The 25,807-nt window shown below is 67.8% G+C and carries 27 protein-coding genes; 11 read left to right on the top strand and 16 right to left on the bottom strand.

The features are described 5' to 3' along the window. The first annotated feature begins 81 nt into the window (after positions 1-81). The 5 genes from E6G92_08500 (at position 82) to fghA (ending at position 4,070) form a co-directional block, all read left to right on the top strand. Positions 82-756 (top strand): type 1 glutamine amidotransferase, encoded by a 675-nt coding sequence (locus E6G92_08500; GenBank protein ID TMJ19796.1) that lies wholly within the window; start codon positions 82-84, stop codon positions 754-756. Then, a complete protein-coding gene (locus tag E6G92_08495) occupies positions 732-1,517 on the top strand; it encodes a 7-carboxy-7-deazaguanine synthase QueE (protein ID TMJ19795.1) in 786 nt (261 codons plus the stop codon). Before E6G92_08500 ends, E6G92_08495 begins: the two co-directional genes overlap by 25 nt. A 53-nt stretch (positions 1,518-1,570) precedes the next feature. Continuing rightward, positions 1,571-2,683, top strand: a complete 1,113-nt coding sequence (locus E6G92_08490; protein ID TMJ19794.1) for an S-(hydroxymethyl)glutathione dehydrogenase/class III alcohol dehydrogenase — start codon at positions 1,571-1,573, stop codon at positions 2,681-2,683. 12 nt (positions 2,684-2,695) lie between these two features. Beyond that, entirely contained in the window at positions 2,696-3,070 is a 375-nt protein-coding gene (locus E6G92_08485) for a VOC family protein (protein TMJ19793.1), read from the top strand. A gap of 166 nt (positions 3,071-3,236) precedes the next feature. Continuing rightward, entirely contained in the window at positions 3,237-4,070 is an 834-nt protein-coding gene (gene fghA / locus E6G92_08480; protein ID TMJ20761.1) for an S-formylglutathione hydrolase, read from the top strand. Here fghA and E6G92_08475 read toward each other — a convergent pair. Then, on the bottom strand, positions 4,067-5,221 hold the full coding sequence (locus E6G92_08475) for an acetyl-CoA C-acyltransferase (GenBank protein TMJ19792.1): 1,155 nt from the start codon (positions 5,219-5,221) through the stop codon (positions 4,067-4,069). The genes fghA and E6G92_08475 overlap by 4 nt on opposite strands. 11 nt (positions 5,222-5,232) lie before the next feature. Next, positions 5,233-5,988, bottom strand: coding sequence for an SDR family oxidoreductase (locus tag E6G92_08470; protein TMJ19791.1), 756 nt, complete (start codon positions 5,986-5,988; stop codon positions 5,233-5,235). On the opposite strand from E6G92_08470, the gene E6G92_08465 reads away from it, so the two are divergent. Then, the gene (locus tag E6G92_08465) at positions 5,977-6,156 is read left to right on the top strand and encodes a hypothetical protein (protein TMJ19790.1); all 180 of its coding nucleotides are present in this window, start codon (positions 5,977-5,979) and stop codon (positions 6,154-6,156) included. The genes E6G92_08470 and E6G92_08465 overlap by 12 nt on opposite strands. Here E6G92_08465 and E6G92_08460 read toward each other — a convergent pair. The 3 genes from E6G92_08460 to E6G92_08450 all read right to left on the bottom strand — a co-directional run bounded on the left by E6G92_08460 (position 6,098) and on the right by E6G92_08450 (position 8,704). Beyond that, on the bottom strand, positions 6,098-6,874 hold the full coding sequence (locus E6G92_08460) for an SDR family oxidoreductase (GenBank protein TMJ19789.1): 777 nt from the start codon (positions 6,872-6,874) through the stop codon (positions 6,098-6,100). The genes E6G92_08465 and E6G92_08460 overlap by 59 nt on opposite strands. Before the next feature lie 159 nt (positions 6,875-7,033). Next, positions 7,034-8,278: an acyl-CoA dehydrogenase gene (locus tag E6G92_08455; GenBank protein ID TMJ19788.1), complete on the bottom strand. Its 1,245-nt coding sequence runs from the start codon at positions 8,276-8,278 to the stop codon at positions 7,034-7,036. Positions 8,279-8,482: 204 nt separating this feature from the next. Next, complete coding sequence (locus E6G92_08450) at positions 8,483-8,704, bottom strand: hypothetical protein (GenBank protein TMJ19787.1); 222 nt, start codon at positions 8,702-8,704, stop codon at positions 8,483-8,485. A 223-nt stretch (positions 8,705-8,927) separates the two neighbouring features. Between E6G92_08450 and E6G92_08445 the strand changes: the two genes are divergently transcribed. Beyond that, positions 8,928-9,347, top strand: coding sequence for a 50S ribosomal protein L17 (locus E6G92_08445; protein TMJ19786.1), 420 nt, complete (start codon positions 8,928-8,930; stop codon positions 9,345-9,347). 52 nt (positions 9,348-9,399) lie between these two features. Here E6G92_08445 and E6G92_08440 read toward each other — a convergent pair whose 3' ends face one another. From E6G92_08440 to E6G92_08430, 3 genes are read right to left on the bottom strand one after another with little or no spacing between them, the layout of a single operon-like run. Further along, positions 9,400-9,891, bottom strand: coding sequence for a hypothetical protein (locus tag E6G92_08440; protein ID TMJ19785.1), 492 nt, complete (start codon positions 9,889-9,891; stop codon positions 9,400-9,402). Then, complete coding sequence (locus E6G92_08435) at positions 9,888-10,259, bottom strand: hypothetical protein (GenBank protein TMJ19784.1); 372 nt, start codon at positions 10,257-10,259, stop codon at positions 9,888-9,890. The genes E6G92_08440 and E6G92_08435 overlap by 4 nt, the downstream gene beginning before the upstream one ends. A 6-nt stretch (positions 10,260-10,265) precedes the next feature. Then, entirely contained in the window at positions 10,266-11,711 is a 1,446-nt protein-coding gene (locus E6G92_08430; protein ID TMJ19783.1) for a glycerol-3-phosphate dehydrogenase, read from the bottom strand. 125 nt (positions 11,712-11,836) lie between these two features. On the opposite strand from E6G92_08430, the gene glpK reads away from it, so the two are divergent. Both glpK and E6G92_08420 read left to right on the top strand, forming a co-directional pair. Continuing rightward, positions 11,837-13,348 (top strand): glycerol kinase GlpK, encoded by a 1,512-nt coding sequence (glpK, locus tag E6G92_08425; GenBank protein ID TMJ19782.1) that lies wholly within the window; start codon positions 11,837-11,839, stop codon positions 13,346-13,348. A 19-nt stretch (positions 13,349-13,367) separates the two neighbouring features. Beyond that, on the top strand, positions 13,368-13,748 hold the full coding sequence (locus E6G92_08420) for a hypothetical protein (GenBank protein TMJ19781.1): 381 nt from the start codon (positions 13,368-13,370) through the stop codon (positions 13,746-13,748). Between the two features lie 104 nt (positions 13,749-13,852). Here the strand turns inward: E6G92_08420 and mmsB are convergent, their stop codons facing one another. The 7 genes from mmsB to E6G92_08385 all read right to left on the bottom strand — a co-directional run bounded on the left by mmsB (position 13,853) and on the right by E6G92_08385 (position 21,984). Continuing rightward, complete coding sequence (mmsB, locus tag E6G92_08415) at positions 13,853-14,800, bottom strand: 3-hydroxyisobutyrate dehydrogenase (protein TMJ19780.1); 948 nt, start codon at positions 14,798-14,800, stop codon at positions 13,853-13,855. Positions 14,801-14,908: 108 nt separating this feature from the next. After that, positions 14,909-15,682, bottom strand: a complete 774-nt coding sequence (locus E6G92_08410; GenBank protein ID TMJ19779.1) for an enoyl-CoA hydratase — start codon at positions 15,680-15,682, stop codon at positions 14,909-14,911. Positions 15,683-15,726: 44 nt separating this feature from the next. Continuing rightward, positions 15,727-16,791: an enoyl-CoA hydratase/isomerase family protein gene (locus tag E6G92_08405; GenBank protein TMJ19778.1), complete on the bottom strand. Its 1,065-nt coding sequence runs from the start codon at positions 16,789-16,791 to the stop codon at positions 15,727-15,729. A 153-nt stretch (positions 16,792-16,944) separates the two neighbouring features. After that, a complete protein-coding gene (locus E6G92_08400; protein ID TMJ19777.1) occupies positions 16,945-18,681 on the bottom strand; it encodes a class I poly(R)-hydroxyalkanoic acid synthase in 1,737 nt (578 codons plus the stop codon). Further along, the gene (locus E6G92_08395) at positions 18,678-19,820 is read right to left on the bottom strand and encodes an acyl-CoA dehydrogenase (protein TMJ19776.1); all 1,143 of its coding nucleotides are present in this window, start codon (positions 19,818-19,820) and stop codon (positions 18,678-18,680) included. Before E6G92_08395 ends, E6G92_08400 begins: the two co-directional genes overlap by 4 nt. A 55-nt stretch (positions 19,821-19,875) precedes the next feature. Further along, positions 19,876-20,481 carry a glutathione transferase GstA gene (gstA, locus tag E6G92_08390; GenBank protein TMJ19775.1) on the bottom strand — a complete coding sequence of 202 codons (606 nt, stop codon included), beginning with the start codon at positions 20,479-20,481 and terminating at the stop codon, positions 19,876-19,878. Positions 20,482-20,487: 6 nt separating this feature from the next. Continuing rightward, entirely contained in the window at positions 20,488-21,984 is a 1,497-nt protein-coding gene (locus E6G92_08385; GenBank protein TMJ19774.1) for a CoA-acylating methylmalonate-semialdehyde dehydrogenase, read from the bottom strand. Between the two features lie 165 nt (positions 21,985-22,149). Here E6G92_08385 and E6G92_08380 point away from each other — a divergent pair, with 165 nt between their 5' ends. Beyond that, a complete protein-coding gene (locus E6G92_08380; GenBank protein ID TMJ19773.1) occupies positions 22,150-23,157 on the top strand; it encodes a fumarylacetoacetate hydrolase family protein in 1,008 nt (335 codons plus the stop codon). A gap of 110 nt (positions 23,158-23,267) precedes the next feature. On the opposite strand, the gene E6G92_08375 is transcribed toward E6G92_08380, so the two are convergent. Then, a complete protein-coding gene (locus E6G92_08375; GenBank protein ID TMJ19772.1) occupies positions 23,268-24,155 on the bottom strand; it encodes a nuclear transport factor 2 family protein in 888 nt (295 codons plus the stop codon). A gap of 140 nt (positions 24,156-24,295) precedes the next feature. Between E6G92_08375 and E6G92_08370 the strand changes: the two genes are divergently transcribed. After that, a complete protein-coding gene (locus E6G92_08370; GenBank protein TMJ19771.1) occupies positions 24,296-25,726 on the top strand; it encodes a M28 family peptidase in 1,431 nt (476 codons plus the stop codon). Positions 25,727-25,807 lie beyond the last annotated feature (81 nt).

The raw sequence follows: 25,807 nt of genomic DNA, 5'->3' as shown, positions 1-25,807 counted from the left end.
ATGCGTCGTCGCCATACATCATGCGCTTCGGTCCATGGCCCCGGCTTTCGCCGGGGTGACTCAATAGCTAAGCTCCCGGCCATGAACCTCGCCATCCTCGAAACAGGAACCCCGCCGGGGCCGCTGGAAGAGCGGTTCGGGCGCTATCCGGCGATGTTCGAGGATCTGCTCGGCATGAAGGCGACGAGCTACGACGTCGCCGCCGGCGCCCTGCCTCCCGACGTCGGCCGGCACGGCGCTTATCTCGTCACGGGCTCGCCGGCCGGCGTCTATGACGATCTGCCGTGGATCGCGCCGCTCAAGACCTTCCTTCGCGCCGCGCACAAGCGGGCGAAGCTCGTCGGCATCTGCTTCGGCCACCAGATCATGGCCGAGGCGCTGGGCGGGCGGGTCGAGAAATCGGCCAAGGGCTGGGGCGTCGGGCTCCAGAGCTATCCGATCGTCCGCCACGAGCCGTGGATGGACACTGTCCCGCTCGTCTCGGTCCCCGCCTCGCACCAGGACCAGGTGGTCGAGCAGCCCCCGCGGGCCGAGGTGATCGCCTCGTCGGTCTTCACGCCTTATGCCGGGCTCGCCTGGAGCGACGGCCCGTCCATCTCCTTCCAGTTCCACCCGGAGTTCGACCCCGCTTTCGCCAAGGCGCTGATCGCCGAGCGCTACGACCGCACGCCCGATCCCGAAGCCGCGATCGCCACTTTGGACTCGCCCAACGACAATGCGCGGGTCGGCGAGTGGATCAGGCGCTTCCTGTCGTGACCTCGCTCTGGCTGGCGTGCGAAGCGCCCGGGAAACCGGAGATCTTTCGCTCGGTGCAGGGCGAGGGGCCTCGAACGGGCCGGCTGCGGACCTTTGTCCGGCTGGCCGGCTGCAACCTGCGCTGCACCTGGTGCGACACGCCCTATACGTGGAACTGGAACGGCACGCCTTGGCCGCACGATCGCGACCGCGAAGGCGTTCCCCACAAGTTCGATCCCGCGGCGGAGACGATTCGGTTGCCTCTCGAGGAGGTCGCCGAGCGAATCCTCGCTCTGCCGGCGCCCGGAATCGTCGTCACCGGCGGCGAGCCCCTCATCCAGATGGAAGAACTGATCGCGCTGGCCGAGGCGCTCAGCGCGCGCAAGCCGGGCCTTGCGATCGAGATCGAGACCAACGGAACGATCGTGCCCGGCGCCCGCCTGGCACGGCTCGTCGACCTGTTCGTGGTCTCCCCGAAGCTCGGCCACTCCGGCAACGAGCCCAAGGCGGCGCTCCGGCGGCGGACGCTCGCCGCGCTGGCGGCGCTGCCGGCTGCGATATTCAAGTTCGTCGCGCGCGGGCCGGAGGACGTGGAAACGGTTCGGGCCCTCGCCGCGGACATCGGCCTGCCGCCAGGCCGGGTGTTCGTCATGCCCGAGGGCACGACCAGCGCGGAATTGACCGCGCGCGGCGCCTCGTTGATTGACTCGGTGATGGCGGCGGGCTTCAGCTATTCCGATCGCCTGCACATCCACCTGTTCGGCGCCGGGCGTTCGACCTAGGGCGTGAATGAGGCTCCAGCCGGAAGCCCGGCCAGCCGAGGAGACGAGTTCCGATGAAGACCCGCGCCGCCATCGCCTTCGAGGCCAGGAAGCCGCTGGAGATCGTCGAGGTCGACCTCGAAGGGCCGAAGGCCGGCGAGGTGCTGGTCGAGATCATGGCCACGGGCATCTGCCATACCGACGCCTATACGCTGGACGGGCTCGACAGCGAGGGGCTGTTCCCCTCGATCCTGGGGCACGAGGGCGCGGGGATCGTTCGCGAGGTCGGCGCGGGGGTGACGAGCGTGGCGCCCGGCGACCATGTCATCCCGCTCTACATCCCCGAATGCCGGCAATGCAAAAGCTGCCTCTCGGGCAAGACCAACCTGTGCACCGCGATCCGCGCCACGCAGGGGAAAGGCGTGATGCCCGACGGGACGAGCCGCTTCTCCTACAAGGGCCGGGCGATCCACCATTATATGGGCTGCTCGACCTTCTCGAACTTCACCGTCCTGCCGGAGATCGCCGTGGCGAAGATCCGCGAGGACGCGCCGTTCAAGACCAGCTGCTATATCGGCTGCGGGGTGACGACCGGGGTCGGCGCGGTGGTCAACACGGCCAAGGTCGAGCCCGGCGCGAGCGTCGTCGTGTTCGGGCTCGGCGGGATCGGGCTCAACGTGATCCAGGGCGCGAGGCTGGCGGGGGCGGGGCCGATCGTCGGCGTCGACATCAACCCGGACCGCGAGGAATGGGGCCGCAGGTTCGGAATGACCGACTTCATCGACGGCCGCGGCAAGTCTCGCGACGAAGTGATCGCCGAGATCCTCGCTTTGACCGACGGCGGCGCCGATTATACGTTCGACGCGACCGGCAATACCGAGGTGATGCGCACCGCATTGGAGGCCTGCCATCGCGGCTGGGGCACGTCGGTCGTTATCGGAGTCGCGGAATCGGGCAAGGAGATCGCGACGCGGCCGTTCCAGCTGATCACCGGGCGCAGCTGGCGCGGCACGGCGTTCGGCGGCGCCAGGGGGCGAACCGACGTTCCGAAGATCGTCGACTGGTATATGTCGGGCAAGATCGCGATCGACCCGATGATTACCCACGTTTTGACGCTGGAAGAGATCAACAAGGGCTTCGACCTGATGCACGCGGGCGAGAGCATCCGCAGCGTCGTCATTTACTGAGGAGGCAACACCATGTTCAGCCACATGATGGTCGGATCGAACGATTTGGGCCGCTCGAAGCGCTTCTACGACGCCTTGTTCGAGAAGGACGCTAGGCCCGACGACAAGGGGCGGCTCAGCTACGGCCGCCGGGGCGCGGTGTTCATGGCCACCAGGCCGATCGACGGCGAACCCGCTTGCCATGCCAATGGCGCGACGATCGGCTTCGCCTATGACAGCCCGGAGGAGGTTGATGCCTGGCACGCGCGCGGGCTCGCCGGCGGCGGCACGGCGATCGAGGACCCGCCGGGGCTGCGCAGCGGCGCGTTCGGGTCGCTCTACCTCGCCTATCTGCGCGATCCGGACGGCAACAAGCTCTGCGCGCTCCATCGCCCGACACCCTCGTGAGGAACCGCTCGCCGAACCCCTCGTTCTGCCCCCGTGACGAACGATCGCGGAGCATAGAAGATGGGAAAAGGACTATTGTTGTGGCTGATCGGCGTGCCGATCCCGGTCATCATCCTTCTCTGGCTGATCTTCGGCCATTGATCGCGGCGGGCGGCGGCGCCTCGTGATCGAGACGCTGTCGCAAGCCCGCGCCTTCGGGGGCATTCAGGGCGTCTACCGCCACCCGTCCACCGCGACCGGCACGGACATGACCTTCTCGGTCTATCTGCCGCCCCGGGCCGAGACCGCGCCCTGCCCGGTGGTCTGGTATCTCTCCGGCCTCACCTGCACCCATGCCAACGTCACCGAAAAGGGCGAATATCGCGCGGCGTGCGCCGAGCTCGGCCTGATCTTCGTCGCGCCCGACACCTCGCCGCGCGGGGAGGGCGTGCCCGACGACGAGGCCTATGATTTCGGGCAGGGCGCCGGGTTCTACGTCGATGCGACTCAGGCGCCCTATGCCGCCAATTATCGTATGTATTCCTACGTCACCACTGAGCTGCCCGATCTCGTCGCGGAGATTTTCCCGGCCGACATGGTCCGGCAGGGGATCATGGGCCACTCGATGGGTGGCCACGGCGCGCTGACGCTTAGTCTGCGCAACCCCGGAACCTACCGCAGCGTCTCCGCTTTCGCGCCGATCGTCGCGCCGTCACAGGTGCCGTGGGGAGAGAAAGCGCTCGGCCGCTATCTCGGGGACGATCGCAGTGCCTGGCGCAAGCACGACGCGGTCGCGCTGATCGAGGACGGGGCGCGCATAGCCGAGCTGCTGGTCGATCAGGGCGGGGCCGACAACTTCCTCGCCGAGCAGTTGCGGCCGGAGCTTCTCGAGGCGGCCTGCGCCAAGGCCGGCATCCCGCTGACCCTTCGGATGCAGCCGGGCTACGACCACAGCTATTATTTCATCTCGACCTTCATGGCGGAGCACCTGCGCTGGCACGCGGAGCGGCTGGGCGCCTAGAGCGCCTCGACGATCGTCACGTTGGCGATTCCGCCGCCCTCGCACATCGTTTGCAGCCCGTAGCGCAGCCCCCGTGCGCGCAGCGCGTGGACGAGCGTGGTCATCAGCTTCGCCCCGGAGGCGCCGAGCGGATGGCCGAGTGCGATCGCCCCGCCGTTGACGTTGAGCCGCTCCGCGTCCGCGCCGACATGGCCGAGCCAGGCGAGCGGCACCGGGGCGAAGGCCTCGTTGACCTCGTAAAGGTCGATGTCGGCGATGGTCATGCCGGCCCGCCTCAGCGCCCGGTCGGTGGCGAAGAGCGGCTCTTCGAGCATGATGACGGGATCGCCGGCGGTGACGGTGAGGTTGTGGATCCGCGCCAGCGGGGTCAGGCCGTGCGCCTTCAGCGCGGCTTCGGAGACGATCATCACCGCCGCCGATCCGTCGCAGATCTGGCTGGCCGAGGCGGCGCTGATCGCCCCGTCCTCCTTGAGCAATTTGACCGCCGCGATCCCCTCGATGCTGGCGTCGAAGCGGATGCCCTCGTCGACCGAATGGACCGTGCCGTCGTCGAGCGTCACCGGCACGATCTCCGCGCCGAACGCCCCCGCCTCGGTCGCGGCCTTGGCGCGCTGGTGGCTTCGCAGCGCATATTCATCCAGCTTTTCGCGTGAATATCCATATTTGCGGGCGATCATCTCGGCGCCCATGAACTGGCTGAACATCGGCACGCCGTATTTGCCGGTGACGCTCGGCGGGAACGGGTTGAAGCCCTTGTCGGCGACCACCGACAGGCCCATCGGCGCGCGAGTCATGCTCTCGACCCCGGCGGCGATCACCACGTCCTGAGTTCCGCTCATCACCGCCTGCGCCGCGAAGTGGATCGCCTGTTGCGAGGAGCCGCACTGGCGGTCGATGGTCGCCGCCGGAACGCTCTGAGGCAGCAGCCTGGACGCCAGCACCGCGTTGCGCCCGACGTGGAGCGATTGCTCGCCCGCCTGGGTCACGCAGCCCATGATCACGTCGTCGATCGCCGCGGGGTCGATGCCGGAGCGCTCCGCCGCCGCGTCGAGCGCGATCGCGGCGAGGTCAACCGGGTGAACGCCGGCGAGCCGCCCGCCCTTGCGGCCCCCGGCGGTGCGCGCCGCGCTGACGATATAGGCTTCGGGCATGCGTCAGTTCCCTAGAACGAGGTCCGGCCGTAATCCTGGCGGTAGAAGGGGTGGGAGCAGGAAAGGCCGCCGTCGACGACCAAAGCGTGGCCGTTGACGTAGCTCGCCTCGTCCGATGCGAGGAACAAGGCCGCGTTGGCGATCTCGATCGGCACGCCGCCGCGCTTCAGCGGGTTCAAATGGCCGATCTGGTCCTCCTTTCCGGCCGAGCGCGCCATGTCGTACAGCCCCCTGGTCATGCCGGTTTCGATCAGGCCCGGGCAGATCGCGTTGACCCGGATGTTGGCGCCGCACAACTGGGTCGCGGCGACCCTGACGAGCTGGATCACCCCCGCCTTGGACGCGGAATAGGCCGGGCCCCCGGCGCCGGCGCGAAGCCCGGCGACGCTGGCGGTGCAGATGATCGAGCCCGCGCCGCGCTCCTTCATCGCCGGCGCGCCATGCTTCACCGCCAGCCACGGCCCGATCAAATTGACTCGGAGAATCTCCTCCCAGTCCGCCACCTCCTGCTCGAACAGCGAGGCGAGCCCGCCCGAAATGCCGGCATTGGCGAAGAAGATGTCGAGGCCGCCATGTTCTCGGCAAGCGAGCTCGACAAGCCCGCGCACGTCCTCGTCCCGCCCCGCATCGGCGGCGACCACCCCTTCGGACGCGGCGACATCGGCGGCGATCACGATCGCCCCCTCCTCGCGAAACCGCGCCGCGGTCGCCCTGCCGATCCCCGACGCGGCGCCGGTGACGATCGCGACCTTGTTTTGGAGTCTCATTCGCTCTTCTCCGTCATTCCCGCGAAAGCGGGAATCCAGCTGCCTTCTCTACCCGGCCTCCGAAAGAGAAGCTGGATCCCCGCTTTCGCGGGGATGACGTGGAGGGGAGTCACAGTCCCACTCCCACCGTGCTCCCCCCGTCCACCACGATCGCCTGCCCGGTCATGAAGGTCGAGGCCGGCGAGGCGAGGAACACGGCGGCGCCGGCGATCTCGTGCGGCTCGCCGATCCGCTGCAGCGGCGTGTGCGCGGTGACCATCTTCAGCGTGTCGGGATTTTCCCACAGCGCCCGGGCGAAATCGGTCCGCACCAGCCCCGGCGCGATGCAGTTCACCCGCACCTGCCGAGGCCCGAATTCCTGGGCGAGGTTGCGGGCGAGCTGGAAATCGGCGGCCTTGGAGATGTTGTAGGCGCCGATCACCGGCGAGCCTTTCAGGCCCCCGATCGAGCTGACGATGACGATCGAGCCCTCGCCGCGCTCGAGCATTTCCGGCACGGCCATCTGGATCAGCCAGTGGTTGGCGATGACGTTGTTGTCCAGGATCTTGCGGAACTGCTCGTCGCTGATCCCCGCCATCGGTCCGTAATAGGGGTTGGACGCGGCGTTGCAGACCAGCACGTCGATCCGCCCGAGCTGGCGGCGGGTCTCGTCGACGAGGTTCTGAAGCTGCTCCTTCGAGGAGATGTTCGCCGGGACGACGATCGCCGCGCCGGGATGCCGCGCGTTGATCCCGTCGGCGGCCTCCTGGCACGCCTCGGCCTTGCGGCTTGAGATCACCACCTTCGCACCATGATCGGCCAGCGCCTCGGCAATCGCCCGCCCGATGCCGCGCGACGATCCGGTGACGATCGCGACCTTGCCGGTGAGATCGAAGAGAGCAGTCATGCATGTCTCCAGTTGGCAGGAACGCGGTTCCCAAGTCCGTTCGTCCCGAGCGAAGTCGAGGGACCCCGCCGAGCGAAGCCGAGGCTCATTTCTCGGCTGCGCTCGAAAGGGTGTCTCGACTTCGCTCGACACGAACGGTTTTTGTTTGCGGCCACCGCTTCAGCCCGCCGGCGCATGCTTGGCGAACTCCAGCCGCGCGATGGCCCTATTGTGCACCTCGTCCGGCCCGTCGGCGAGCCGCAGCGTCCTTATCCCCGCCCAGCTCGCCGCCAGCCCGAAATCCTGGCTCACCCCCGCGCCGCCATGCGCCTGCACCGCGTCGTCGATGATCCTCAGCGCCATTTGCGGCGCGTGGACCTTGACCATCGCGATCTCGGCCTGGGCGGCCTTGTTGCCGGCCTTGTCCATCAGGTCGGCGGCCTTGAGGCACAAGAGCCGCGACATGTCGATGTCGATCCGCGCCCGCGCCACGCGCTGCTCCCAGATCGAATGCTCCATCAGCTTCTTGCCGAAGGCGACGCGCGACTGCAGCCGAAGGACCATCGCCTTCAGCGCCTCCTCGGCCGCGCCGATCGTGCGCATGCAATGGTGGATTCGGCCCGGCCCCAGGCGCCCTTGCGCGATCTCGAAGCCGCGCCCTTCGCCCAGCAGAAGGTTCGTGGCCGGAACCCGCACGTCCTTCAGAGCGATCTCCATATGGCCGTGCGGCGCGTCGTCGAAGCCGTAGACGGTGAGCGCCCGCTCGACCGTCAGGCCCGGCGCGTCGAGCGGCACGAGGATCATCGATTGCTGGCGGTGCCTGTCGGCCGATCGGTCGGTCTTCCCCATCAGGATGGCGACCTTGCAGCGCGGATCGCCCGCGCCCGAGGACCACCATTTTCGGCCGTTGATCACATAGTCGTCGCCGTCGCGGGCGATGTCGCATTCGATGTTGGTCGCGTCGGACGAGGCGACCGCCGGTTCGGTCATCAGGAAGGCCGATCGGATCTCGCCGTTCATCAGCGGCCTGAGCCACTCCTCCTTCTGCTCGCGCGTTCCGTAGCGGTGGAGCACCTCCATGTTGCCGGTGTCCGGCGCCGAGCAGTTGAACACCTCGCTCGACCACGCCAGCCGCCCCATCTCCTCGGCGCACAAGGCATATTCGAGGTTGGTCAGCTGAGTCCCCTCGAACTGGAAGCTTTCGTCGACATGGGGCAATGCATGGCCCGGCGGCATGAACAGGTTCCAAAGGCCCTCGCCGCGAGCGACCGGCTTCAGCTCCTCGATGACCGGGATGGGCTGCCAGCGATCCCCCTTCGCGAGCCCCGATTTGTAATCCCCATTGCGCGGCCGAATCCGAGTCTCGATGAAGTCGCGCACGCGATCCCGGTAAAAAGCCTGCCGTTCCGTAAGGTCAAAATCCATGGAGGCGCAATCCCTTCGTCCGGCGGGCTGGCGATGCTGACCAGCGTGCCAGAAAGAAGGGGAGCGGGGCAAGCGTTAGGACCGGCCAGGGAAAATCCGAGACTCTCGATCAAGGAGAACGTAGGCGGGCCCGCCGCGGCGGACCCGCCCCGCGGGGCGCGACGTTGCCCGGGACCGGGGCGCCCAGCAATGGATTAACGCAGTTTAGGAGTGAAGGTTCAGTTCGGCCATCGCCCGCTGCCGACGCGCCGGCAGCGCGTCGATGCGCGCGACCTTGCGGCCGGAACGCCACAGCTCGCGCGGATAGATTTCCTCCTGCTGCTGAAGCGCATGGACCGCGGCGACGTCGTCGGACGCGTGCAGCTGCTCCGCCCGTTCGATATGACCGGTATAAGGATCCATGTGATAGAGTTGGTAGGAGGGCATGGCCGAAGCTTAGCCGATCGGCCCGGAGTCGCAATAACATGCGTTTACACGCGGATGGCCCGACCGCGGCGGCTTGACTCGGGCGGCCCGATCCGCTCTAGGACCGCGCGCAGGGGGACGGGCCGGGCGCCCGTTCTTTTCATTTGGGGTTGGGGCCTTCCCCCGTTCGAGGGCCTGGCCGGATGTACCTGAAACGGCATCCGGACGAACGAAGGAAGTTGAAATGCGCCATCGCGTCGGCGGCCGCAAGCTCGGCCGCACCTCCAGCCACCGTATCGCCATGTTCCGCAACATGGCCGCCGCGTTGATCAAGCACGAACAGATCACGACGACTTTGCCGAAGGCGAAGGAGCTTCGCCCCTATGTCGAGAAGCTGATCACGCTGGCCAAGAAGGGCGGCCTTTCCAACCGCCGTCTGGCCCATGCGCGCCTGCTCGACGACGCCCAGCTGGTGAAGCTGTTCGACGTGCTGGCCAAGCGCTACCAGGAGCGCGAGGGCGGCTACACCCGCGTGCTCAAGGCCGGCATCCGCGCCTCGGACGCAGCGCCTATGGGGATCATCGAACTGGTCGACCGCGACCCCGCCGCCAAGGGCCAGGATTCGGGCCCGGTGATGGGCGAGGAAGAGTTCGAGGCGGCGTAAGCGGCCTCGGCCCTCGGCAAGGGCGAAAGGCCGTCCTTCGGGGCGGCCTTTTTCATTCCGGAGTCGCCGGCTGGCGGAGCGGAAAGTAGCGGGCGAGCGCCTTCAGCGTCTGCCGCGCGCTCTTGTGGTGGACGAAGATTCCTCCAACCTCCTCCCACAGGTGGGCATGCCTGAGCTGGTCGTCGACCAGGACGTCGCCCTCTTTCGCGTGGTCGCGCTTGTCGCGGGCCATGGTGGTGATGATCTTCGTTCCCGGGAAATATTCGGCCGCCCAGCGCACTTTCTGGTCCGCGGCCCAATTGCCGCGCGGAAGGCCGGTCAGGATGATCGGGTCGAGGTGCCTGACAGCGTCGAACAATTCCATCGCGTCGGGCATCAGCGGCAGGCCGAAATAGAAGTCCGGCGCGGAGGCCAACTTCTGCCAGAAGCGGCCGAGGCCATGGCGCGCCTCGTAGGCGCGCGGCGGCAGGCCGAGGATCGCCGTCGCGCCCCTGTCGAAGTCGGCGAGCACTCCGTCGCAGTCGAGATAGAGCCGGCGGGTCACGGCCAGCGTGCCGGTGCGAGGCGGAGCGGCATCGGGAGGTCGATCGGCGTCCAGCCCCCGGCGGCGATGACGTCGTTGCTTTCCTTGGCGCGGCGGCCTTCCGCGAGCGACCAGGTGATGTGGTAGGTGGAACCGTCGGGACGGTCGGTGGCGCCGTTCAGGCGCACGACCATCGCCTCGACGCCCGAGCCGTCGTCGGCGCGGCCGACGATCTCCGCGTCGGCTTCGGCCGGCAGCGGCGCATCGGGGCCGACGCCGCTTTCGAGCGTGACATGGTCGGCCACGGCGTTCGGATAACGAGGCGGAAATTGCAGCAGCAACTCGGTGCGCTGGTCGGGATCGAGCTTCCAGCCGGTGGTTCTACGCATGAGCGGTCAACGGCGCGAATTCGCCCGCGTTCCGATCCAGTCCGCCAATTCCTTCCGTTCGGCGGGGCTCATGGCGAGGCCGAGCTTGGTCCGGCGCCAGAGGATGTCGTCGGCGGTTCGGGCGAATTCGGTGTCCATGAGATAGCGCACCTCGGCTTCGTAGAGGCCCGCGCCGAAATGACGGCCGAGATCGGTGAGCGCCTCGGCCTCGCCGATTACCGCGTCGATCCGGGTGCCGTAGGCGCGGGCGAGGCGGAGCAGGATGTCGCCCGGGAGCCAGGCGGAAAGCTCCGAGAGGCGGCGGTTGAAACCCTCGCCGACGTTGCCGCCGGGCAACGCCGAATTGGTCGTGAACTTGAGGCCGCCGACGCCGAGCCGGTCGAGCGCCTCGATCGCCAGCGCGCGCGCGGTGGTGATCTTGCCGCCGAAGACCGAGAGCAATTTCGCGCCGGGCGCCGGGTCGAGCTCGAGATGATAGTCCCGGGTGATGTCCTTTGGGCGGCTTGCCCCGTCATCGTAGAGCGAGCGGACTCCTGCATAGGCCCAGATGACGTCGGCGGGCGACGTGTGCCGGACGAAATAGGCATTGGCGGCGGCGCAGAGATAGGCAATCTCCTCCGCCGAGGCGACCGCCTCGCCGGGCGTGGCGACGGAAATGTCGGTGGTGCCGATCAGGCTGTTCTCGCCGTAGGGCAAGGCGAAGACCACCCGCCCGTCCGCTTCGTTCTGGAGGATGTAGGCCTGATCGCCCTGCCACAGCCGGGGCACGAGGATGTGGCTTCCCTTGACGAGACGGACCCGGCTTTCGCTTCGCGCGCCGAGGCGCTGGTTGAGCACTTCGGCGACCCAGGGGCCGGCGGCGTTGACGATCGTGCGCGCGGTGACGGTGCGACCGTCCGACAGCCGGGCGATCCACGTTTCGCGGTCGCGGCGCGCCGAGATCAGCTCGGTGCCGACGGCGATCTCGGCGCCGCGTTCGGCCGCGTCGAGGGCGTTGAGGACCACCAGGCGGGCATCGTCGACCCACGCGTCGTAGTAGAAAGCGCGCGTGAAGCCGAGCTTAAGCGCGGGATCGGCTGCCGTCTCACGGCGCGAACGGGGAAGCTCGTCGCGGCCGCGCAGCAGATCGTAGAGCAGCAGGCCGAGGCGCAGCAGCCAGAAGGGGCGGCCGCCCGGCGGATCGGGCAGGACGAACTTGAGCGGGCGGACGATATGGGGCGCCGTCCGAAGCAGGATGGCGCGCTCGTGCAGGGATTCGCGCACCAGGCGGAACTCGTATTGCTCGAGATAGCGAAGGCCGCCGTGGATCAGCTTGGACGAGGCGGAGCTGGTGTGGGCGGCGAGATCGTCCTTCTCCACCAGCAGCACGTCGAGCCCGCGCCCCGCCGCGTCGCGGGCGATCGCCGCCCCGTTGATTCCGCCGCCGACGACGAGGAGATCGAAGGAGTCCATCTCCACCCCCTAACGTCATTCCCGCGAAAGCGGGAAGGGGTGTCAGGCTGGCGCTGAAAAGGGGCGAAGAAGAAAAAGCTGGATTCCCGCGTTCGCGGGAATGACGATGGGGGCGGAGGCGCGGGATGGCCGGCGACAATATTCTGGTGATCGATGCGGGGACGACCAGCACGCGCGCGATGCTCTTCGGGCTCGACGGCACCTGCCACGGTGTCGCGCAGCGGGAGCTAAGCCAGCAATATCCCCGGGCGGGCTGGGTCGAGCACGACGCCGACGAGATCTGGCGGCTGTCGCTCCGCTGCGCGCAGAGGATGGCAGTCAAGGCGGGCGGTTGGGAGCGGATCGCGACGATCGGAATCACCAACCAGCGCGAGACGATCGTCTTCTGGTCGAAGCGCACCTTGAAGCCGCTGGCCCCGGCGATCGTGTGGCAGGATCGGCGCACGGCCGATTTCTGCGCCAGGCTGAAGGAGCAAGGCGAGGAGCCCGCGCTGCAGGCCAAAACGGGGCTGCTGCTCGATCCCTATTTTTCGGCGAGCAAGATCGCCTGGGCGCTGGAGCATTGGCCGCAGCTCCGGGAGTCGGGCGACGACCTCGCGGTCGGCACCGTCGAGAGCTGGCTGATCTACAAGCTGACCAAAAGCGGGCGTCACATCACCGACGCGACCAACGCCTCGCGCACCGCGCTGATGGACATCCACACGGGGCGTTGGGATGAGGGATTGTGCGACCTGTTCGGCGTGCCGCTCAAGGCGTTGCCGGAGATCGTCGACTGCGCCGGGGACTTCAGCGGGACTCGCCAGCTCGGCGGGCCGATCCGAATCTCAGGAATGGCCGGGGATCAGCAGGCGGCGGCGATCGGCCAGGGCTGCTTCGCTCCGGGCGAGACCAAGGCGACCTACGGAACGGGCGCGTTCGTGCTCACCCATACCGGCACGCAGGCGCCGGTGTCGCAAAACCGCCTGCTGACCACCGTCGCTTGGCAGATCGGGGGGGAGCGGCGCTATGCGCTGGAAGGATCGGTGTTCGTCGCGGGCAGCCTGTTCCAGTGGCTTCGCGACTCGCTCGGCCTGATCGCCCATTCCGCCGAGAGCGAGGAATTGGCGCGCAGCGTGGAGGGCAACGAAGGGGTCTATCTGGTTCCTGCGCTTTCCGGGCTCGGCGCGCCGCACTGGCGGCCGGACGCGCGGGCGGCGATTTCGGGCCTCAGCTTCTCCGCGACCCGCGCCCATGTCGTGCGCGCGGCACTGGAGGCGCAGGCGCACCAGACGCACGATCTGATGACCGCCTTCGCCGGCGACGGCGCGGCGTGGGAATGCCTCAGGATCGACGGGGGCATGGCGGCCAACGACTGGCTCGCCCAGGATCTCGCCGACATCCTCGGCCTGGAGGTCGAGCGGCCAGCGTTCATCGAGACCACCGCGCTCGGCGCCGCGATGCTCGCCGGGGTGGGCGCTGGTCTGTTCGGCTCGCTCGAGGAGGCCGCGGCGATGCGCGGGGCGGTCGCGAGTTTCGCTCCGGCCATGGAAGAAAAGGCGCGCGCGCAGCGGCTTGCCGGTTGGCGCGGGGCGGTCGCGGGCGTGCTGGATTCCGGCTTGGCAAGGGCTTCGCAAAATCCTACAAATTCAACGGCCTAATCCTTGGTGGGAAAAAGTGATGAAGAATCTGACGATTGCGGCGCTGGCCGCCGCGACTCTCGCCGTTCCGGCGTCCGCGATGCAGGCGCAAGCGCCCGCTCCGACCCGGGCAGCGCCCGACGTCGTCGCGGGGCGGATGATGATCTACAACCAGACCAATTTTAACGGCGAGGACTATGAGGTCGACGCGGCCAAGCGCATGTTCGAGTGGGATTACCACCCGCGCAGCATCGCCATCCACCCCGGCGACCGCTGGCAGATCTGCGCCCGGCCGCGCTTCGCCGAGTGCATCGTGCTCGACCGCTCGATCCCCGATACGACGCTGATCGGGATCCCGGTGGGCTCCGATTTCGGCTCGGTGCGCCCGGCGCCGGCCGACGCGGCATCGCCGGGGAACTAAACACCGCTTCGTCATTGCGAGCGTAGCGAAGCAATCCAGTTGGGCCCCGCCGTCCGTCTGGATTGCTTCGTCGCTTCGCTCCTCGCAATGACGATTAAGCTGTCCTAGATCGCCGGCCTTTTCCAGCTGTCGTCGATCATCTTGATGATCGCCGAAAAATCCTTGCCGCCCCCGCCCAGGCTTTCGGCAAAGCGGGCGTAGAGCGTCTCGGCCTCCGCGCCCATCGGCGTGTAGGCGTCGACGCTCTGGGCCGCCTCCATCGCCAGGCGCAGGTCCTTGAGCATCAGGGTGGCCGCGAAGCCGCCCTCGTAGCCGCGGTCGGCCGGAGTCTCGGGGCCGACTCCCGGGACCGGGCAATAAGAGGTCATCGACCAGCTTTGGCCCGAGGCTTTGGAGGAAATGTCGTAGAAGGTCTGCAGATCCAGGCCGAGCCTCTTCGCCATGGCGAAGGCTTCGCAGGTGGCGACCATCGTCGCGCCCAAGAGCATGTTGTTACAGATCTTCGCCGCCTGGCCCGCACCGCCGTCGCCCGCGTGGATCACCGCCTTGCCCATTTGCTCGAGGAAAGGTCGGGCCCGCTCGAACGCCTCGCCGGAGCCGCCGACCATGAAGGTGAGGGTGCCGGCTTCCGCCGCGGCGATCCCGCCGGAGACCGGGGCGTCGACCATGTCGTAGCCGGCGGCCGTCGCCTTTTCGATCTCCTCGCGCGCGGTGGCGACGTCGATCGTCGAGCAATCCATCAGGATCGCGCCGGCGGGGGCGTGGCCGATGATCGAGGTCTCGTAGACCTCGCGAACGTGGCGTCCGGCGGGGAGCATGGTCACCACCGCCTCGGCGCCCACCACCGCTTCCTGCGCGGAGGCGGCTCGGGCGGCGCCGCGCGCCTCGGCGCGGAGGAGGGCATCCTCGCTGAGGTCGAAGGCGGCGACGTCGTGCCCCGCCTTGGCGAGGTTCGCGGCCATCCCGCCGCCCATATTGCCGAGCCCGATGAATGCTACTTTCGCCATTTCGAAGTCCTTCCAACCCGTTCGTGTCGAGCGAAGTCGAGACATCCCTTCGAGCGGAGCCGAGAATGTGAAGCCTCGGCTTCGCTCGGCCGGGCCCCTCGACTTCGCTCGGGGCGAACGGCAAAGGGCTTGGGCGTCTCTATTTCCAGCGCTCTATCTTCCCTTCCACTCCGCAGCGCGCTTGGCGACGAAGGCGCTCATGCCTTCCTTCTGGTCCTCGGTGCCGAACAGGCCGTGGAACAGGCGGCGCTCGAAAGCGATGCCCTGGGCGAGGCCGTTCTCGAAGGCGGCGTTGACCATTTCCTTGTTGGCCATCGCGGCGACCGGCGACATCGAAGCGATCGTCTCGGCGGTCTTAAGCGCCTCGTCGATCAGCTCGGCGGCGGGGACGACCCTGGCGACGAGGCCCGAACGCTCCGCTTCCTCGGCGCCCATCATTCGCCCCGTCAGGCACATCTCCATCGCCTTGGCCTTGCCGACCGCGTGGGTCAGGCGCTGCGAGCCGCCCATGCCGGGCGTGACTCCGAGCTTGATCTCGGGCTGGCCGAACTTGGCTGTATCGGCGGCGATGATGAAATCGGCCATCATCGCCACCTCGCAGCCGCCGCCCAGCGCATAGCCCGCGACCGCGGCGATCCACGGCTTGCGGGTTGCCGTGACCTTCTCCCACCCGGCGAAGAAATTGGAGGAATACATCGAGGCGAAGCCCTGGTCCGACATCTCCTTGATGTCCGCGCCCGCGGCGAAGGCTTTCTCCGAGCCGGTGAGGACGAGGCAGCGCTGGCTTTCGTCCGAGTCGTAGGCGGCGAAGACGGCGATCAGCTCGGCGAGCACGGTCGAGTTGAGCGCGTTCAGCGCCTGCGGGCGGTTGAGCGTTACGAGCGTGACCGCGCCGCGCTGTTCGACCAGGATCGTCTCGTAAGTCATTTCCTTTGTCCTCAAACCTTTAGCTAAATAGGGACTGTCCCCAATTAATCTCCCTCGGGGGGCAGCGGGCTCCACGCCTCGCTCTGCGGCAGGGGCTCGAAGAAGGCGTCGACCATGGCGGGCGTGACCTCCCCGGGCGCTGCCGGGTCCCAGCGCGGATTGTTGTCCTTGTCGATCAGCAAAGCGCGCACGCCTTCGTAGAAGTCGCCGTGGCGGAACATTCGGGTGACGATGGCGAACTCCATCCGCATCTCGTCGAGAAAGTGCGGCTGGTGCGGGCTCTCGACCAGCATGCGCACGGAGACCTTGCAGGCGGTCGGCGACTTGGCCGCGAGTCCTTCTAGCTGCGCCTTCGCCCAATCGCCGGCGTCGGCGCGGAGCGCGGCCAGGATCTCCTCATAATCGTCCGAGGCGAACAGGCGGTCGATCAGCGGCAGGACCTCGGCGATCTTGGACGGCGGCGCAGGAACCGCGGCCCCGGCGAGGAGGCTTTCCGCTTTCTGGGGCTCGCGGCAGAGCTGCGCCTTGAGCGCTTCAAGCCGGTCCGAGGGAATATAGAAATTGGCGAGGCCGAGCGCGACGCAGTCGGCGCCGTCGATCCGAGCGCCCGTCAACGCCAGATATTGCGCGATCCGGCCGCGCAGGCGCGAGAGGTAGCGGCCGCCGCCGACGTCGGGGAACAGGCCGATCGTGGTTTCCGGCATGGCGAAGATGGTCCGCTCGGTCGCCACGCGATAGCGGCAGGGGCAGGCGATGCCGACCCCGCCGCCCATCGTGATCCCGTCCATGAACACCACGCCGGGCTTGGCGTAGGTGTACATCAGGTGGTTCAGCCGATATTCCTCGAAGAAGAAGGCGCGGCCGGCCTCGCTCTGCCCTTGCGCGCTCTGCGCGATGCTCACCACGTCGCCGCCGGCGCAGAAGCCGCGCCCCTCGGCATGGTCGATGATGACGAGGCGCACGCTGCGATCGTGGCGCCAGTCGAGCAACGCGCGGGTCATCTGGCGGACCATCGGCAGGTTGAGCGCATGGAGCGCCTTTGGCCGGTTGAGCCTCAGGCGGCCGGCGCGGCCGTCTATGTAGGTGAGCGTGTCGTCAATATCGGTCATTCGGTCCCACCCTGCTCCCCGGCGAAGGCCGGGGTCCAGGCCTTAGAAAAACAGCGCGCGGTAGCGCGTTCGGCGCTCCGCGCCGCCTGGGCCCCGGCCTTCGGGGTCCCCGCAAAGTAGTACTTTGCGGGGTGCCCCTTCGCCGGGGAGCAATTAATCATGCACCACCCTCACATAGCTTCCCGGCGCCGGCTCGATCGGATTCTTCGGCTTGCGCGCCTTCACCTTGCCGGAGCTGTGGGCGTCGAGCCAGGCGTTCCAAGCCGGCCACCACGTGCCTTCGTGGCGGGTGGCGCCCTCCAGCCATTCCCCGGCAGAGGCGGGCCTGGCTTCGCTGGTCCAGTAGCCGTGCTTGTTGGCGGCCGGCGGGTTGATCACGCCGGCATTGTGGCCAGAGCCGCCGAGGATGAACTGGACCGGGCCGCCGAACAGATGCGTGCCGTCATAGACCGCTTCCCAGGCCGAGACGTGATCGTCCTTGAGGGCGATCACCGTCACCGGAGTTTTCACCGCCGAAAGGTCGATCGCCACTCCGCCGACCGTGAAGCCGGTGCCTTCCTTGAGCGCGTTGCTGGCGAGCAGCCCGCGATTGTAGCTCTTGAGGAACGCCTCGGGGATGCGGGCGCCGTCCTCGAACCAGTGGAGAAGGTCGGAGGCGGGGGCGGGCTTGTCGAGGAGGTAGTGGTTGACCACCGACGACCAGATCAGGTCGTTCGAGCGGACCGCGGCGAAGAGCTGCTGGAGCTCGGTCGAGTCGATAAAGCCGCGTTTGGCGAGATGGTCCTCGAGTGCCTCCAAATGCGCCTCGTGGACGAAGGCCGACCAGTCGCGCATGTCGGCGAAATCGACCATCGAGCCGATCAAAGTGGCGCTGGCGACCTCGCTTGCCCGGCCCTTCGCTTCGAGCCAGGCGAGGGCGATCGCCACGAGGGTGCCGCCGAGGCAGAAGCTGAACAGGTCGAGCTTGTCCGCATTCGCGGCCTTGCGCGCCGCGCCGATCGCCTCGACGATGCCCTGGAGCACATATTGCTCGACGCCCATGTCGCGGTGGCGCTCGTCGGGATTGACCCAGGAGATGACGAATACCGTCCGGCCCTGGTCGACCAGCCATTTGACCAGGCTGGAGCGGGGCTGGAGATCGATCATGTAATATTTGTTCACCAGCGGCGGCACGTAGAGCAGGGGCTCGGCCGCGACGTCCGAAGTCGCCGGGTCGTACTGGATGAGCTGGAACAGCTCGTTCTGGAAGACGACCGCCCCGGGGGTTGCGGCGAGCGTCTCGCCGACGACGAAATCGCTCTCCGTGCGCCGGCGAACGATGCCCTTGCCGCTCGCCACATCCTCGAGCAAATGGGCGAAGCCAGCGGCGAGATTGGCGCCGCCGGTCTCGACCGTGCGCTCGACCACCGCAGGATTGGTCATCGCGAAGTTGGTCGGCGCGACCGCGTTCAGATATTGGTCGACCAGGAAGTTCATCATCGCCGCGTCGGGCCCGTCGCCGCCCGCCGCCTTGACGCCGCCGCGAAGCTGCTTCGAGGCGAGCAGATAGGCGTCGCGAAGCGTGCGATAGGGCTGGGTCTCCCACTCGGGATGGGCGAAGCGCCGGTCGCGCGGCTTCGCCTCGGCGGGCTCGCCCGGCGACCAGGCCTCGGCCCAGAAGCGTCCCCATTCGCGCGCCGCCTCGATCTGGACCTGGAGCAGCTGATCGGGTCGGAAGCCGGCTGCGAAATCGGCCATCGTCCGGAACAGGGCCAGCGGATCGTAGGGCCGCGTGCCGGCGAGGCCGGGACCCGCGGCGAGCGCGGACTGCGCCGCTTCCGAAAGCCGCGCCATCGCCGATGTCCACTGCCCGGCGATGCCCTCGCCGGCGTCCGTCGCTGCGTCGGTCACTGGCGGGTCAGCTCCCGCCCGACGATCATCCGCATCACCTGGTTGGTGCCTTCGAGGATCGAATGGACCCGAAGGTCGCGCCAAAAGCGCTCGATCGGATAATCCTGGAGATAGCCGTAGCCGCCGTGGAGCTGGAGCGCGCGGTCGACGATCGACGAGCCCGAATCGGTCGCGAGCCGCTTGGCCATCGCCGCGAATTTGGTCTTGTCGGGCGCGTTCTCGGTGACCTTCACCGCCGCGGCGTAGAGCAGCATCCGCGCGGCCTGTAATTCGGTCTCCATGTCGGCGAGCATGAACTGCGTGTTCTGGAAATCGGCGATGGCCGAGCCGAACTGCTTGCGCTCCTTGGTGTAGCTGACCGCCTCGTCGAGGCAGCGCTGGGCGCCGCCGAGCGAGCAGGCGCCGATGTTGAGCCGGCCGCCGTCCAAACCCATCATCGCGATCCGGAAGCCCTCGCCCTCGCCGCCGACCAAATTCTCGGCCGGAACGCGGACCTCGTCGAAATTGACCTGGGCGGTCGGCTGCGAATGCCAGCCGAGCTTCTTTTCCTGAGCGCCGAACGAGACGCCCGGCATGTCCTTTTCGATCACCAGACAGGAAATGCCCTTGGGGCCGTCGACGCCGGTGCGGACCATGGTCACGTAGATTTCATTCTCGCCGCCACCGGAGATGAACGCCTTGGAGCCGGAGACGACATAGTGGTCGCCGTCCTTGACCGCGCGGGTCTTGAGCGCGGCGGCGTCGGAGCCGGAGCCGGGCTCGGTCAGGCAATAGGAGCCGATCCGCTCCATCGTCACCATCGAGGGGAGATATTTGTCCTTGACCGCCTGTCCGCCGAACCGGTCGATCATCCAGCTCGCCATGTTGTGGATCGAGATGAAGGCGCTGGTCGAGGGGCAGCCATAGGCCATCGCCTCCATGATCAGGGCCGCCTCGAGCCGCCCGAGCCCGATGCCGCCGGAATCCTCGGACACGTAGATGCTGCCGAAGCCGAGTTCGGCCGCTGCACGGATCGTCTCGCGCGGGAAGATGTGCTTCTCGTCCCATTCGCTCGCGTGGGGGGTGATCGCGTCCGCGGTGAACGCTCGCGCCATCTCCTGGATCTGGCGCTGCTCGTCGGTGAGGTCGAACTGGCTCATGCTGGCCCCATAGCGCGGAGATTCGTCAGGCTGAACCTGAATCGCAGCGCCTCTGTCACTTCGGCGCGAAGCCCTCGGCGTGCAGGGCCTCTCGCACTGATTCGCGCTCCAGCAGGCGCGCCCGGAAGGCGGCGAGGGCCGGCCAGCGGGCGAGATCGATGTGGAAGATTCGGGTCCAGCCGAGGATCACGAACAGGTACAGATCGGCGACGCTGAGGTCCGCGCCGGCCAGATAGGGGCCGTCGCCGAGCCGCGCGTTCACATAATCGAATTTCGCCGAGAGCTGCTCGATGACGTGGGCGCGCGGTTCGCCGGTCGGGTGGAAGAGCGGCGCGAAGCCCTTGTGCAGCTCGGTCGCGATATAGTTCAGCCATTCGAGCGCGCGGTAGCGCGCCAGCGTGCCGACCGGCGGGATCAGGCGCGCTTCCGGCGTCCGATCCGCGATATATTGGAGGACGACAGCGTTCTCGGTGAGCAGCGTGCCGTCGTCCAGCGCGAGCGCCGGCACCGCGCCCTTGGGATTGATCGCGGTGTAATCCTCGCCCGTCTCCAGCCGCTTGGTCTTCAGATCGACCTTCACCGCCTCGAACGGCAATCCGGTTTCCAGGAGCGCGATGTGCGGCGCCTGCGAGCAGGCTCCCGGGGCGAGGTAGAGCTTCATCCCGGCTCAACCCATCGTCGGGATGACGAAGGCATTTTCGCCCGTCGCCGAGCCGTCCGGCCAGCGCTGGGTGACCTTCTTGTTCTTGGTCCAGAAGCGCACGCCCTCGGGGCCGTGCTGGTCGATGTCGCCGAAGCCCGAGCGCTTCCAGCCGCCGAACGTGTGGTAGGCGACCGGGACCGGGATCGGCACGTTGATCCCGACCATGCCGACGTTGACCCGCGCGGCGAATTCGCGCGCGGCGTGGCCGTTGCGGGTGAAGATGGCGACGCCGTTGCCATATTCGTGCTCGCTCGGAAGGCGCACCGCCTCCTCGAAGCTGTCGGCGCGGACCATCTGGAGGACGGGGCCGAAAATCTCCTCCTTGTAGGAGCGGAAGCTCGGTTTCACATGATCGAAGAAGGTCGGGCCGATGAAGAAGCCCTCCTCATGGCCCTGGAGGCTGAAGCCGCGACCGTCGATCACCAGCTCGCCGCCCTCGTCGGCGCACATCTGGATGTAGCTTTCGATCTTCGCCTTGTGCGCGGCGGTGACGACCGGGCCGTAATGGGCCTCGGCGTCGGTGGAGATGCCGACACGCAGGGCGCGAATGGCGGGGATCAGCTTCTCGCGCAGCGCGTCGGCGGTCTTGTCGCCGACGGGGACGACGACCGGAAGGGCCATGCAGCGTTCGCCGGCGCTTCCGAAGGCGGCGCCGGCGAGGTCGTTGACCACCATGTCGAGGTCGGCGTCGGGCATGACGATGCCGTGGTTCTTGGCGCCCCCGAAGGCCTGGACGCGCTTCCCGTTCGCGGTGCCGCGGCCGTAAATGTACTGGGCGATGTCGGACGAGCCGACGAAGCTGATCGCGTGGATGTCCTGGTGATCGAGGATCGCGTCGACCATCTCCTTGTCGCCGTGGACGACCTGGAGGATTCCGTCGGGAAGGCCGGCTTCCTTCATCAGCTCGGCGAGGCGGACCGGGACGGAAGGGTCGCGCTCGGAGGGCTTGAGGATGAAGGCGTTGCCGCAGGCGATGGCGACGCCGAACATCCACATCGGGATCATCGCCGGGAAGTTGAACGGGGTGATGCCGGCGACGATGCCGAGCGGCTGGCGCATCGAATAGACGTCGATGCCCGGGCCCGCGCCCTGCGTGTACTCGCCCTTCAGCGCGTGGGGGATGCCGCAGGCATATTCGATCACTTCGAGGCCGCGCTGCACGTCGCCGCGCGCGTCGGCGATCACCTTGCCGTGCTCGCTGGAGAGCATCAGGGCGAGGTCGTCCATATTGGCTTCGACCAGCGCCTTGAAGTTGAACATCACCCGGGCGCGGCGCTGCGGGTTGGTCGCGGCCCAGCCGGGGAAGGCCTCGCGCGCGGCGGCGACCGCCTTTGCGAGATCGGCCGCAGTGCCGAGGCGCACCTGGGCCTGAACGCCGCCATTGTTGGGATCGAAGACGTCGCCGTGCCGCTCGCCCGACGCATAGGCGCCGCCCGCGACGAAATGATCGATATTACGCATGATTTCCTCGTGACTCGGATGGTTTGATCGGCTGCGGCCCTAGCCAAGGCCAAGCGGAAATGCCAGTTGCTGTCGTCATTGCGAGCGCAGCGAAGCAATCCAGTGCGGCGCGACGGCGGTTCTGGATTGCTTCGTCGCTTCGCTTCTCGCAATGACGGAGAAGCAATGAAACTCGGTTCCCTGAAATCCGGCCGCGACGGGCGGCTCGTCGTCGCCAGCCGCGATCTCGCCTGGTGCGCGGAGGCCGGCCACCTCGCCCCCACGCTTCAGGCCGCGCTCGACGACTGGGAGCGGATCGCGCCGCAGCTGCAGCTGCTCGCCACCGACCTCGAACATGGGGTCATCCCGCGCGACCGCTTCCACGAGCGGGCCGCCGACGCGCCGCTGCCGCGCGCTTACCAGTGGGCCGACGGATCGGCTTACGTGAACCATGTCGAGCTGGTGCGGAAGGCGCGCGGCGCCGAGATGCCCGAGAGCTTCTGGACCGACCCGCTCATGTATCAGGGCGCATCCGACGAAATGTTGGGTCCGCGCGACCCGATCCCGCTCGCCGACGAGGCCTGGGGCTGCGACCTCGAGGCGGAGATCGTGGTGGTGACCGACGACGTGCCGCGGGGCGTGTCGCGCGACGAGGCGCTGGAGCATATCAAGCTGGTCGGGCTGGTGAACGACGTCTCCCTGCGCAACCTGATTCCGGCCGAGCTGGCCAAAGGCTTCGGCTTCCTCCAGTCCAAGCCTGCCTCCGCCCTGTCGCCGGTGTTCGTGACGCCCGACGAGCTGGGCGAGGCCTGGGCGGACGGCAAGCTGCGCGGCGTGCTCAGCGTCGATCTCAACGGCCAGCCCTTCGGCCGGGCCGATGCGGGGCAGGACATGACCTTCGATTTCGGCACCCTAGTCGCCCACCTCGCCAGGACCCGCAATCTGGGCGCGGGCACGATCCTTGGCTCCGGCACGGTATCCAACAAGGGCGTGGATGGCGGCCCAGGCAAGCCGGTCGACCGCGGCGGGAGCGGCTATTCCTGCCTCGCCGAACTGCGCACAGTCGAGACGATCCTCGACGGCGCGGCGGCGACGCCCTTTCTCAAGGTAGGCGACAGGGTGCGGATCTGGATGGAGGACGGCGAGGGCCACTCGATCTTCGGAGCGATCGAGCAGGAGGTGGTCGCGGCTTAGTCCTCCCCGGAACGGGGAGGGGGACCATGCGAAGCATGGTGGTGGGGCCGACAGCCTCCGACCCCCCACCCGCCTCCGGCAGGTCCCCCTCCCCGTTCCGGGGAGGATTTTCATTCGGCGATGTACCGCCACGGCGCGCCGGGCCTGTCCCTCCGCCACACGGTGAAAAAGGGGAAATCCGCGCCCTGGCCTTCCGGCACCGGGCCGTTGGCGTGGATCGTTCCGATCGAGACTCCGAGGTCGCCCGAGGAGGCGACGAAGCTTCGCTCGGTGCTCCAGCGCAGCGGGCTGGTCGTCGCGTTTTCAGGGAAATGGGCCGTGACGGCGGCGAGGCCGACGGCGAAGCCCGGGCCATCCGACATGTTGACCGCATCGGCGCGGCCGAACTCGAGGAAGGCGGCGCGCAGGCCGACCTGCTGGGCGCGGTCGGAGAAGGCTTGCTCGGCGGCCGACAGGCTAGCCCGGAGCGACGCGATGTGGGCGGCGTTGGTGGACGGCGCGGCCGTGAAACCGGGGAGCGAGGGTTCGAGCAGGTCGGTCGAGACCTCGCCGGGTGCGCGCGGAAGCAGGCGGTAGGCGACGATCCGCCAGCCTTGCGGACGCCGAATCCAGTAAGCGAGATATTTGCGGTTGCGGCGTTCGGGAGGGCCGGCGCTGACGTTGAGATAGCCGAGCGTGAAGCCCTGCGTGCCGTCGGCGGAGATGCCGCCCCGTATCGGAGCCCAGGAGATCGTGCCCTCGCGGAACGACGTGCTGGCGCGATAGGCCTCCATCACGGCGTCGCGGCCGATCAGATGGCCGCGGCCGGGGATGGGCACCACCACTTGTTCGTCGAACATCGCCGCGAAGGCGTCTGGGATGCTCGGCGCGTGGGCAGCGGCCGCGGAGAAGGCGCGGTCCGCGGCGAGCAGAGCCTCGACATTGGCCCTGGCGCTCTGCGCGTGGAGCGGTCCGGCGAAGACGAGCAGGACGATCGCGGCGAGGACGTTACGGATCACGGGACACCCCTTTAAGACTGCAGGGAGGAATGGCCGGCCTCGCCGGAAGGCGCATCTCGCGTTCGACGAAGGTCGGCCTTGCTTTCGATCAAAGTGGTCCCCCTTGCCTTTCGGGCGCGAACGGGTTCATCCGAAGCGCCATGAAGAAGCTGCTCATCCTCGCCGCGCTCGCGGCCGCGCCCGCGCTGTCCCAATCCCGTCATTCCGCCCCGCCCGCCGCGCCGCCGACTCTGCGCGCGCTCGCCGACCAGGTGTCGCAAGACAATATGCATGCGACGGTCGAGCGGCTGGTGGCCTTCGGCACGCGCCACACTTTGTCGGTGCGCGACAATCCCATGCGCGGCATCGGCGCTGCGCTGAACTGGACGGAGGCGCAATTCCGCGGCTTCTCGCGCGCCTGCGGCGGCTGCCTCGAGATCGTCCGGCCGTCGGACACGGTGACCAACCGGCGAATCCCGACGCCGACGCTGGTCGAGGACGTGGTCGCGATCCAGCGCGGAACGACCGATCCCGACCGCGTGATCGTCATCACCGGCCATATCGACAGCCGAGTCACGGACCCGCTCAACGCGACCTCCGATGCGCCCGGCGCCAACGACGACGGATCGGGCACCGCGGCGGTGATCGAGGCGGCCCGGATCCTCTCGCGCTACCGCTTCCCGGCGACGATCGTCTACGGCGTCGTCTCGGGCGAGGAGCAGGGGCTGAACGGCAGCACGATCCTCGCCCAATATGCCAAGGATCATCACTGGCGGGTCGAGGCCGAGCTCAACAACGACATCATCGGCAACAGCTGCTCGTCGGACGGCGTCTGCGACGATTCGCACGTCCGGGTGATTTCGGAGGGGGTGCGCGCCGACGCGACGAGCGAGCTGATCGCCGCCCAGCGCAGCCTCGGCGGCGAGAACGACGCGCCCTCGCGCAACCTGTCGCGATTCGTCTCCACGCTGGCGGACGATCTCGCGCTCGGCCTCGACGTGCGTCAGATCTGGCGCACCGACCGCTTCGGCCGCGGCGGCGACCATATCCCGTTCCAACGCCTCGGCTTCCCCGCCATCCGCTTCTCGGTGGCGATCGAGAATTACAACTGGCAGCACCAGGATCTGCGGACGGAGAACGGAATCGTCTACGGCGACACGATCGATCACATGGATTTCCCCTATCTGCGGAAGGTGACTCAACTTAACGTCGCCGCGCTGGCGGCGCTGGCGCGGGCGCCGATGCCGCCCGAGCCAAGAGTGGAAGGGGCAGTGTCGACCGATACGACGATCATCTGGGAGCCGGTTGCCGAAGCGAACACATATGTCGTTCGTTGGCGGCGAACGGATGCTCGTCATTGGGAGCATAGCCGCCGCTATGTCGCCGCCTACAATTGCCCCGACGATGATTGCCTGAGGGTGCTCGACAACTCCACTGCCCGACGGGCCACCCTGCCCGGCGTGCGCGTCGACGATTGGGTGTTCGGCGTCTCCTCGGTGGCGGCGGACGGATCGGAGAGTCCGGTCGCCTCGGCGGTGCCGGGCGGGGCGTTCAGGCCCTGGACGAACCCGCCGCCGGCGCAGAATCCGTAGGCCGTCATTGCGAGCGAAGCGCGGCAATCCAGGCGGAACCTCCGCATTCCTGGATTGCTTCGTCGCTACACTCCTCGCAAT

This window comes from Alphaproteobacteria bacterium, from assembly GCA_005883305.1.
In the GTDB taxonomy this organism is placed as follows: Bacteria; Pseudomonadota; Alphaproteobacteria; order Sphingomonadales; family Sphingomonadaceae; genus Allosphingosinicella.
This window is presented reverse-complemented; position numbering and strand designations above follow the sequence as displayed.